Genomic DNA, 11,106 nt, shown 5'->3' on the forward strand with positions numbered 1-11,106 from the left:
CGCAGAGACTTTCGGCCATGCGAGCAACCCGAAACTCTCTGCGAGTTTCGCTACGAAAAAATGCTTCACAGCGTCGGCTTTTGCCGTTCTGCTGCTTAGATCACTGAAGGGTCGGGTTTCGATTGAATCACTTTGCTGGGCCGCAATTGGGTCATCGCGATCAATTGGCAACGCACCAAATCCCAGACTCGTAAACTGCCATCATCGCATCCTGCGATCAGCCAACCATTTTCCGAATCAATACATAGCCTTTCAATTCTGTCGGCTCCCGATTCCAAGACCGCAGCGGTTTTGTCTTGGGCGGTGCGATCCAGCAGCCACACGGTGCCGTCGTAGGTGCCTGCGGCAACCCAGCGGCCATCGTCGCTCACATCCACACATGGGACAGGCTGGTGGCCAAGTGAATGCGTCTGGTCATAACTAGTTGTACTGGGACTATCCCCTTCCTCAAGCGACCACAGGTTCAATGTTCCATCATCACCACCGCTGACCAAGACACTCGGAATGTCACCCGTTCCCGCCGAGATGCTCATTGCCATGACGGGACCTGTGTGCGGTTGTTTTCGCGAAATCAATCTGGGTTCCTCAGCGATACTCCATTGCGTTACCGTTCCTGTTTCGTCACCGGTGGCGATGCTCGGTGTGATGTCTGAGCGTGAATCTTGTGGCGGAAACGCAATCGTGCGAACAGGAGTTCCTTTGGGATTAATGGAAACCGCCGTCGGGGCGCGGTTCTGTTCGGCGGCGGTTAGCACTTCATCCCAGCCATACGCGACCACGTTGCCGTCGATCGTGATCGTGACCAGCCATTCACCGGACGGGTGAAACGCCAAGCGGATAATTGATTCCGCGGATTCAAACTGAGTCAACTTGGTAGGCTCCGCCAGCGTCTCGGATGACTTCGTCTGAATCCGATAGACCGCGATTTTTCCCCCGCCAAGCGCCAACGCAACAACGGTAGAGTCCTTGGGGTGGCATGCGACCGCCATGACTTCGTCGTCTAGTGAGTTGATGTCTGCAACGAGCGATTTCGCTGGATCGTCGGGATTGCGACGCAGCGTTTCGAGCGACCAGACCTTGGCATCCGTTCCTGATCCCGCGACAACACGTTGCTCGTCGGGCGTCAAGCTGATTCCGTCGCGATACGCAAGCGAGACATCCAACCCAGGAAGCGCGATCGGCGGGGCGGATTTTTCAGCCCACGATGTTGACGACACCGGCCAAACCTTCAGGTTGGTGTCGTAGCCCCAGCTAATAAGTTGCCGTGTGGGCGAGGACAACAGCAACGTTTCGACACCGTCATTGTGTGACGGGTGGATGATCGGTTCGGGCGATGCAAGGTTCGGACGCTTCTGCACCGCTTGGCGAAACAGCTCCGCTGCTTTGGCTGAATCGCTCGTGAAAGTGGCTGTCGCCAAGTCCATCAATTCTTGAGGACTGGCGTTTTCTATCGAGGTATTACCATTGTCCGGGACGACTTGTTGGGTCTTGCCGCCATTGTCTACTACGTTGTCGGATCCGTTGACCTCTGGGGTGGGCGTACCGCGAGGAAAGGTAAGCAGAACGACACCTAGAATGACGACCGTCACGCCGCCGATGATCGAATATCGCTTCAGCGGGTTGCCGGGCGTTGGGCTGGATGTTGTGGCAGCCGTCGTGGACTCGCCGTCATCGGTCGTCTGCGGCGGCAGCACTCGCGTGCTCTGCAGGCCCTCGGAGGTCGCTGCTTCGTCATCGGCGAAACCGGTTTCGGTGACCGACGTGCCGTCCATCGTTTCGGCAATGGGCGAATCGACCGCCTGCGTCGCGGCGATGCGGTCATTTTGGGTCTCACCGCTAGGCGAACCGAGACCATGGTTCGAGGGCGTACGCAACGATGATGATGGCATCGCCCCTTCGCTTCGCAACGCATCTCGCAATTCGTCGACGAAATCGATGTTGGATTCGTAGCGTTTATTCCAATCGATTTCGGTGGCCCGCCGCAGCACGTGTTGCTCGGGGGCCGCGACGAGATCAAAGTTCAGATCGCCCTGGCGATGCGCATTGAGGACTTGGAACAGCGAACCTTCCTTCATCGGCAACGTGCCGGTTCGCAAATGGTAGTAGCTGATCGCCAGCGAATATTGGTCACTCGATTGACTCGGTTTCCCCTCAATCGCTTCGGGCGCCATGTAAGCGGGCGTGCCCGAGGCACTGGTTGCGGTGATTTGAGTCCGCGTCAGAATCCGTGCCAAACCAAAGTCACAGATGACGGCACTGTTGCCGAGGATGACGATGTTTGCCGGTTTGACGTCGCAGTGTTGGATCGCGACTTCGCCCGATCCCAGATCGTGCCGGGTATCATTGAGAAAGTCGAGTCCTTTGGCTGAGTCCTCCATATAGGACAGCAGCTCGCGAGCCGGGATGCCTTTGCCGTTTTCTCGCAAACATTCGGCCATCCGGTCGAGCAGACTTTTGCCAGCCAACAGCATCGCCACGACCAGCGTCGCCGGTTCGCGAGTTCGCGGCATCGCAAAGCTGGCGCGATCGGGCGAGACCAGTTCGCTGACATCCATCGTCGCAACGGCTTGATCGGGAGTGTCTTCGATCAAATTGCCTTCGCCATCGAGCAACCAAATGGCTGTGATCGGCATCAAATTGGCATGGCGAATCAGCTTGATTCGCTTGATCGCATCGTATTCCTTTTGACCTTGCCCGCCGCTGAGGTCGATGAACTTGACCGCCGTTTGGGTGCCGCCGGGCGCGGAGGCCCGCCACACCTCACCAAATTGGCCTCGACCTAGAAATTCTTCTAATCGATAGCCTGACGCAAATTCGTAACCTCGCTGTAACATGTTTCCATTCAGGAATGAAGTAAATCTCGAAGGCGACCGTGCCGCAGTTTAACAAGTCGATGCGAGTTGTAGTGGAGTGGGAGACGCAGCGACAATTCGCTCATGAAAAATAGCTCATTAAACATCGTGTGCCTGTTTAAACCGCTCCGTACGCCAGCATCGATTCCGCGATTTTAACAAACCCTGCTAAGTTGGCACCATCAACGTAATCGACATGATCTCCCTTCATTCCGTAGTGCACGCATTTTTCATGGATTTCTTTCATGATGCTTTTTAGCTTGGTATTGACCTCGTCGTGAGTCCACTGCAAGCGAAGCGAGTTTTGGCTTTGTTCGAGTCCCGATACGGCCACGCCGCCGGCATTGGCCGCTTTGGCAGGTCCGAACAGGATATTGGCTTCACGAAACGCCTTCATCGCCTCGAGGGTGCTCGGCATATTGGCTCCTTCGGCGACCGCGATGCAACCGTTTTTCAGCAAGGTTTCTGCGTCTCGTTGGTCGATTTCATTCTGAGTCGCACAGGGCAACGCGACGTCACAAGCCACATCCCACGGCCGGCGATCGGCATGGAATGTGGCTTTACGATACTTCTCGGCGTATTCCGAGATGCGTCCACGCTGCTTTTCCTTTAATTCTTTGACAAACGACAACTTTTCTTCGTCGATCCCGTCTGGATCGTGAACAAAGCCACCGGAATCCGAAAGCGTCAACACTTTGCCGCCCAATTTTCCAACCATTTCCGCTGCGTAGATCGCCACATTGCCGCTGCCGGAGATACAGACCGATTTTCCTTTGATCGAATCGCCGAGGCGATTGAGCATGTTTTCGCAAAAATAGACACAGCCGTAGCCGGTTGCTTCGGTGCGTACCAAACTGCCGCCAAACGACAACCCTTTGCCGGTTAGCGTTCCGACAAACGTATTGGACAACCGTTTGTATTGACCAAACAGATAGCTGATCTCGCGACTGCCGACTCCGATGTCACCTGCAGGAATGTCGGTGTGCTCGCCAATGTGTCGATGCAGTTCAATCATCATCGAATGGCAGAACCGCATCACTTCACGATCACTTTTTCCTTTGGGGTTAAAGTTGGACCCGCCTTTGGCACCGCCCATTGGCAGTCCCGTCAAACTGTTTTTAAAGATCTGTTCAAAGCCAAGGAATTTCAAGACGCTTTGCGTTACCGATGGATGGAAACGCAAGCCACCTTTGTAGGGACCGATCGAGTTGTTGAACTGAACTCGCCAGGCTCGGTTTGCACGAAAGTTGCCTTCGTCGTCTTCCCACGTGACACGAAAGATGATGATGCGATCGGGTTCAGTCAAACGCTCTAACAACTGAGCTTGTTTGTAACGCGGGTGCTGCAAGATAAACGGCATCAATGATTCCGTGACTTCGCGAACCGCTTGGTGAAATTCTTCTTCACCCGGGTTCCGTTTGACGAGCCCGTGCATGAACGATTCCACTTCTTCGCGTACGAACTTAAGCATGATGAACCTCGTCGTTGTGGGGTGAGTGTCTCACCCTATTCTAAGCGACGGGAACGCTGCAAAGTTGTCTTTTAGTCGCTGATCGCTCCGCGATCTTGGCGATCCATGTGAGATAGGCTTCTAGCCTGTTGATCGGGCAATAACAGGCTGGAAGCGTATTCTGCATAGACAGGCTAGAAGCCTATCCTACGCTCGACAGGCTGGAAGCCTATCCCACATTGATCGGCTGGCAGCCTGTTCTACGACGCTTGCCCCTCGATTTACTTGGCGGCTTGCGCCAAGTCGGTTCGTAAACTTTTTAATTGAGCGACCAAACGCGATGGATCGTACTGGGCACGCAGATGCAGATCCGTTTCTAAGCGATCGGGGTAGATAAATTGTTTGCGACCGGACGGCAAACTTGATGAGATTCCGGTCGTTTCAGGATTCCCGAGTTGGCGTATCCGATCATGCAATTCCGGATCGAGCGGTTTGCCGTCGAGTTCTAACTCAGTCGCGATTGTCTGCATTGCCCAAACGACTTGTCGAGCCGCGTCGTACGTCACCAATTTCGATTTCGGCGTCGTCGCCAAGCCTCGCAGTACCGCCAAAGCAATTCGAGCATCGACCGGTTTCTGTTCGACCGCGTCGATGGCCGTGGAAATATGATCATGCAGTTCGGTGGCGTTCGCGGCGATGCGATGAGGGTCGCCGAAGGGTTGCTCGCTAAACAGCTGGTCAAGCTTGCTTTCCAGACCACGTGATTCCGCCAGCGTTTCTTTGCCACTAAATAGATATGCAATCGTTAGTAGCGCGTCGGGCCATTCATATTGTCGTGGACGTCCTGGGGCGCCAACATAGCCGCGTTGTTGGCGAAGACTGTTCGATCGCAACTCGTGATGACATGCCGCGCAATCATACAGCGAGTAATCCGCCCAATCCTGTGCCGATTCCGATTGGATGTATAGGTCAAGCATCTGTTGCCGAGCGACCAGGGCTCCGATCAACATTTTTCGCGTGTTCCAGAACACCTCGCCCGCGTTGGCCGAATCGAGCAGTCCGGGATAGTTGATGTTGAAGTAATCGTTTCGCTGAGGATAGTCCGCCAGCGATTCGTACAGTTGTCTCGGTGTTTGCCAATGCTGCGGCATCTCGGCACAAAACTGCTGAAGTTCGATCGAGGGAATCGGAGGATGCCCGGCCGCGTACATTTCGTGCGAGACGAACATGTTTTTCGAGCGGTTGCCGACGTGGCAATCCATGCACAATCGAGCTTGATTGGACGTATCGACCAAATTCCGCAAACCCGAATCCGCTTTTTCCTGGGGTGGTTTTAAACGCCACTTCTCGGGCACTTGATGCGGTGCGACCCACTGATCGTTTTCGCCCTGTTGATGACAGTACAAACAATCGATGCCCAGTTGCGCGTTATCGAGATCCGCCAAATCAAATCCGCTCGCTCCGGCGTGATAGCCGCCATGACACGTCAAACAGTGGTCGCGAAACTTGGCGTAGCCCGCTTCGGTGGTGACTGATCCGGAACCCCATAGTTTGTCACAGATGCGGCGGCTGAGGAGATTGCTTTGCCCGATCCATTCTTCGGGGATGCTTTCGAGTCCAACTTGGCTACGGTCGATCGTTTCGCCGCGTCGTTTGTAGCCCTCGATCGCTTTTTCGATCTGAGCATCAAGTCGTTCGTACAATTTTAACAGTTCGTCTTCGCTCTGTTCTGCGGCGAAAGGTTCGACTCGCCGCCGAGCGATGGTATGTTTGTCCTTTTGCAACCAGTGCATCATTTCGCTTCGGCGGCTGAACGACGTGAGGTCGCCCGAACGCCCGCTATCGATTTCCGCGTCGGTCGGTCCCATCACGTGACAACTAACGCAGCGTCCGACCGGTTCGGATGCAACCCAGGACATGTAGACGGGGTCGCTTAGCTTTTCTTCGCGACTGATCGTGTCGGTGGCGGTTTGTGTCCAACCGACCGCACCGGTCACTAGGAAGAGGACAAACGGGATTCCGGCGAGAATCTGTCGTGCGAAGAAGGAATTGGATGCCATTTTGTCAATCTGTTTAATCAAAAGAATCAATTGTCTGATTCGTCGGAATCGCGGGCTTCTTGCATCTGACGCAGTTCTTCGAGTAGCTCTTCACGTGTTTTCGGTTTTCGCTCAGGTTTCGCCGGCATGTCGGGCTTGCCATCGTCGCTCTTTGTCTCCGCTGACGCGGCTTGTTTGGCTTGCTCGATCCGTTGTTCGTTCAAACGTTTCCAGCGTTCATTGATCCGCTGGATCATCTCGTCCAATTCGTTCTGCAGTGCTTGCGTTTCCGCTTCGTCGTCCTGTATTTCGTCATTTGATTGAGGTGGGGAAACCGGGCCGAGCCATCCGGCCAACTCGATGCCCAATTTCGTCACCTCAGATCGATTCAGTGTCGGGCCACTTTGATGGCGTTTGGAATAGCGGCTGGCGTCAATCATTTCAGGATAGCGTAAACCAACCCGCAGCGGGTGAGCGAGATTGAAAACCGGACCATCCCATCCTCCCGGCCAGCTCTCGCGAGCGGCGACGGCGGCTAAGTAAAATTGCACCGCCGATTCCCATGTGCGCCACGTTTGGCGTTTTCCGGCTGCCGCGGCGACGAGGTGCCCCAAGCGATCGCTGCGGAATTGCGCTCGCTCGGATTGGCCGGCAGGGCCATCAAACCATCGGGCAAGCGACCTGCGAGCTTGCAGGGCCAACTCGGCGACGAATTCGGGGTCCGCCTTAGGTTGCGATTCCATCTGCAGCTTTACTCGGTCGAGCGATTCGAGCAGCTCGAGATCGTCCGTCGTCGCTACGCCCGAGTCGATGCGGTAATGGACGAGCCAGCGAAGCCCCGCGTCGTTCCACGATGAATACAACGCCCCCGCTTTGCGGTCGTCGGTGATCGGAGCGCGGGCGTTTTGCAGACCGAGATTGTGATGACATGATGCACAATCGTAGGCTGCAAATTCGGGCCATTGATGGTTCGAATGCGATTTGACCGCTCGCGTTTCGAGCAGAGCCAGTGACGCATCGGTTGCCGCAATTTGTCCCGCTAACCAGAGCTGAGCTTCGTAATAGGTGCGGTCCTTTGCTTCGGCGTCTCGCCAATGTTTGGGTTGCCAAGCGTGAAAAGTCGCTAATTCATAGCGAAGTGCTGGGTGGCCCGCTGCGATGATGTCGTGATTCATGTCCCGATCTTTGTCGCCGACATGGCATGATGCACACATTCTCGCACGGACGTACAGATCACCGGCGTCGACAAATCCATCGTCGCTGGCGTTTTGAGGTGACCAAAAGTGCTGGAAGTGGGTGCCGATCCAGCGTTCGCTTGGACCATGACACGCGGAACACCCCACCCCTTCACGCTGAAACGTGTTGACGTCGTCATGAGGGGTGGTAGCTGGATGCGAAAGCAATTGCGTCATGGGATCGGCATCCGTGTGGCCGCCGTGTGCGTTGCGATTCGCACGAGGTTCGTTGTAGCGACGAGTCGAATTGTGGCACGCCAAGCAGTTGTCGAAGCCGGCTCGATCGACGATTTGGTCGCCATCCATGATCTTCAACCGCTGCATCATCGCAACGCTTTCGTCGCTGCAGATTGTTTTCCAGCTCTGTGCATGCGGATCGTTGTCCAACCACAATGGGTATTCCGCTCCGCGACGCACCGTTGCTTGGGTGACCCCGGGGCGTGGGCCCGCATGGCAATTGGACGTCGCACATGACGCGGATCCGTTGACCCTTAGATCCTGGCGAAGAATGGGATGGTGCAGCCGATCAAGTGTCCCTGGGGAAAAGAGCATCCCCGGTGTTACTGTTTCGTGAGTTGAGGTTCCATTGAGCGAGGTCCCATGGAGCGAGGTTCCCCAATGAAAATTGCGAGTCGCCAGCGGAAGAGACGTCATCGGATCGGTGGACGTCGCCGACGACAACGGCCGAATGGTCATCGTCGACCGCAGTTTCCCCTGAGGCGTGGGGACCGGTTCTTGAGCACTCGCGAGAGTCGACGCAAAGACCATCCCGATCCAAAGAAGAGTGCAAACGCTCGGTCTGATTCGATGCGACATCACGCGACTTGGGGTTAAGTGAAAAAGGCGTTAATGGATACCCCCCAAATTACCTTCACATTAGTACGATAATCGTTGATCGGCAAAACAACAGGGTTCTCTCGACATTTTATGCGGTGGGGGTGCGAAGATTGACGACTACCCATGACGGGGGTCTAATATGATTGTTCTCGGCGGGATGTAACGATCCTGCCGACGGACTTTCTCGTCACTTACTAACGGGTGCTACTTGACGTGCTATTGAATCGCAGCCAAACAAGATTGCATCTAATCTTCGTGATTCCGACGTTGGTCGTGACCCTCGCTTGCATTATCTATTATTGGCTCGAGTCGTCTCAGGCGAACCGTTGGTTGGGTGGCGGCAGTCGTGCAGGGTTGTTGTGCGGAATCGCGGCCGGTTCGATCATCGTTTTCGAAATGTTGCTTTGGCCGCGCAAGACGCTTCGTCGTTTGCGGTTAATTCCCGCCAAATATTGGATGGCTGCCCACCTGTGGTTTGGCTTGGCTTCGCTGCCGTTGGCAATTGTGCATTGCGGGTTTCACTTGGGCGGATGGTTGCCTGCCACCTTCATGGTGCTGTTTGTATTGTGCATCCTTAGCGGAATCTATGGACTAGCGGTGCAGAATATTTTGCCGCGCTGGATGCTCCGCAATTTGCCTGGCGAAACGATCTACAATCAAATTGATTATGTTTCGCAGCAAACGGTCGAAGATGCTCGCCGGTTGTTGTTAAGTGCATGTGGTCGTCGCGTCGGGGGGCCGAGTGACGACGAGGAAGAACGTGAGTTCGAAGCGGTCAAAGCCGGGGCGATTGTCGTCGGTGCGGTGCGTCAGTCCGGCAAAACACGAGGCCGGGTGCTGGAAACACGGCAATTCTCGACGACCAATACGGATGGCCCGGCGCTCTGGAATGCGTTGGACGAAATTCAGCCTTTTTTGCTTCATGGGCAAGAAGTGAAAACGCCGGTGAACGATCGACAACGCGCCAAAGTGTGGTTTGATCGGCTTCGCAGCGCTTGTGGCGAAGAAAGTGAATCGATAGTCAATATCTTCGAAAGTTTTTGCGACCAACGTCGCCAATTTGATACTCAATCCACGGTTCATCGTTGGTTGCATGCGTGGATTCCCATTCACATTGGGTTGTCCGTTGCTGTGACCGTTTTGTTAGCAGCCCATGTTTGGACTGCGTTAAAGTATTGGTAAATGATCGACAATGCGTGAAACGGGAAAGCAAAGATCTCAGCGAATTCAGATCGATTATTACCGTCGACGCGGTGGATTGCATCGGTTTCGCATGCTCTGCATCGCGGTGGGCGGTATCGCCGCAGTCCTCTATGCCTGTTTCGTGATAGCAGGTTCTGCGGGCAAATCGCATCTCAGCACGGGACCGGTGGCGCTAGCTCATGCCTCGTTTGAAAACGACTGCAAACTCTGTCATCTGGATTTTACCCCGATCAGCTCCGAAGCATCGTCGATCGACGTACAGCCGATCGGAGTGAATGCTACAAAATCGATCCAGCACATTGAAACCGCGTGCCAGGCGTGTCACCAAGTGGGGAATCACTACCGCGAAACGATGCAGGCGGAAGCAAAGTTAGTCGATCAGAATTGTGCTGGCTGCCATGTGGATCATCAGGGACGCGACCACAATCTAAGCCTCGTTGCCAACGATCGCTGTGCTTCGTGTCACGCCAATCTCAGTTCGGTTTGTTCTGCCACGCCGACGGTCAATTCCAATGTCGTCGCCTTCACCAAGGCAAAGCACGGTGACTTTGCTTCGCTGCAGAAACCGGACCCTGGCGTCGTGAAATTTGATCACGCGCAACACATGCGACTCGGGCAAGTCGATGCTGGGCAACGTGGGGAAATGACGCTGGCGATGCTGGATGAATCACTGCGAGATCGGTACCGGATCGACGGCCAAGACGATTCCGCGGCAATACAATTGGACTGTGGCAGTTGTCATCAGATGGCGGGCAACCCCAGCGGTGCTGACACGATGGCGTCAGACGGCGAACTGGGCCGTTACATGGCGCCGGTGTCGTTCGAACAACACTGTTCGGCCTGTCACGCGATGAACTCGGGGGCCGCCACAGCCGATACAACGCCCGTTCCGCACGCGGTACCTTGGTCCAAAGTCGACTTGTTGTTGGCCGCGACCATCGATGGCGTGCGGGCGACCGGTCAAGCAAGATTGCCTCGCGGTGACGCACGCGACGTTGCGGTGCCGGGGGAAGGACTCGGCAAACCCGCGACCGGTCAATCGGTCTCGCCGATTGTCGACGTTCGACTTGCAAGAGAACGGGTGCAATCACAGTGTTTGAAGTGTCACGACGAGACATCGATCACGGACGAAGCCATCCGTGCGTCGCTTGGGAATCAAAGTACCGAGATGATTCCACCACGCTGGTTCCAGCACGGGATCTATGATCACGCGGCTCATCGCCGTATTGATTGCAAGTATTGTCACGAGGCGGCTTACCCCAGCGACACTGCAGCGAAACCGGCGACCGACCAAGACGTCGTGATGATCGCGGGAATCGAATCGTGTACCGGGTGTCACCGTGATTCCGAGCTGCCGACTCCCACTTCGCTGACGTCGGCCGAAACGGAATCGCTTTTGGGGTGGCCAGCCGACTTGGGCTTCGGATCGCTGCACGCTTTGCCATCGATATCATCCGCCGGCCGCGGTGACAAAGGTGGAGCGATGAAAT

Annotated in this window: 6 protein-coding genes; 2 read left to right on the top strand and 4 right to left on the bottom strand. The window is 55.3% G+C overall.

Annotated features, from left to right (window positions below):
- Positions 1 to 95 precede the first annotated feature (95 nt).
- The 4 genes from RMSM_RS29700 to RMSM_RS29715 form a co-directional block, all read right to left on the bottom strand.
- Entirely contained in the window at positions 96 to 2,834 is a 2,739-nt protein-coding gene (locus RMSM_RS29700; protein ID WP_008706147.1) for a WD40 repeat domain-containing serine/threonine protein kinase, read from the bottom strand.
- A 136-nt stretch (positions 2,835 to 2,970) separates the two neighbouring features.
- The gene (gdhA, locus tag RMSM_RS29705; protein ID WP_008706149.1) at positions 2,971 to 4,323 is read right to left on the bottom strand and encodes an NADP-specific glutamate dehydrogenase; all 1,353 of its coding nucleotides are present in this window, start codon (positions 4,321 to 4,323) and stop codon (positions 2,971 to 2,973) included.
- Positions 4,324 to 4,583: 260 nt separating this feature from the next.
- On the bottom strand, positions 4,584 to 6,362 hold the full coding sequence (locus tag RMSM_RS29710) for a multiheme c-type cytochrome (RefSeq protein ID WP_144058058.1): 1,779 nt from the start codon (positions 6,360 to 6,362) through the stop codon (positions 4,584 to 4,586).
- 26 nt (positions 6,363 to 6,388) lie between these two features.
- Positions 6,389 to 8,392 (bottom strand): hypothetical protein, encoded by a 2,004-nt coding sequence (locus tag RMSM_RS29715; RefSeq protein ID WP_236622359.1) that lies wholly within the window; start codon positions 8,390 to 8,392, stop codon positions 6,389 to 6,391.
- A gap of 261 nt (positions 8,393 to 8,653) precedes the next feature.
- On the opposite strand from RMSM_RS29715, the gene RMSM_RS29720 reads away from it, so the two are divergent.
- Together RMSM_RS29720 and RMSM_RS29725 are read left to right on the top strand one after the other, a co-directional pair.
- Positions 8,654 to 9,595 carry a hypothetical protein gene (locus RMSM_RS29720; protein ID WP_236622360.1) on the top strand — a complete coding sequence of 314 codons (942 nt, stop codon included), beginning with the start codon at positions 8,654 to 8,656 and terminating at the stop codon, positions 9,593 to 9,595.
- Between the two features lie 10 nt (positions 9,596 to 9,605).
- On the top strand, positions 9,606 to 11,106 hold a 1,501-nt coding region (locus RMSM_RS29725), incomplete at its 3' end, for a hypothetical protein (RefSeq protein ID WP_052031870.1).

Source organism: Rhodopirellula maiorica SM1, assembly GCF_000346295.1.
Taxonomy (GTDB): Bacteria; Planctomycetota; Planctomycetia; order Pirellulales; family Pirellulaceae; genus Novipirellula; species Novipirellula maiorica.

Coding starts and splice junctions, on each gene's coding strand:
- RMSM_RS29700 (WP_008706147.1), bottom strand. CDS start 2,834: ATGTTACAGCGAGGTTACGAATTTGCGTCAGGCTATCGATTAGAAGAA.
- gdhA (WP_008706149.1), bottom strand. CDS start 4,323: ATGCTTAAGTTCGTACGCGAAGAAGTGGAATCGTTCATGCACGGGCTC.
- RMSM_RS29710 (WP_144058058.1), bottom strand. CDS start 6,362: ATGGCATCCAATTCCTTCTTCGCACGACAGATTCTCGCCGGAATCCCG.
- RMSM_RS29715 (WP_236622359.1), bottom strand. CDS start 8,392: ATGTCGCATCGAATCAGACCGAGCGTTTGCACTCTTCTTTGGATCGGG.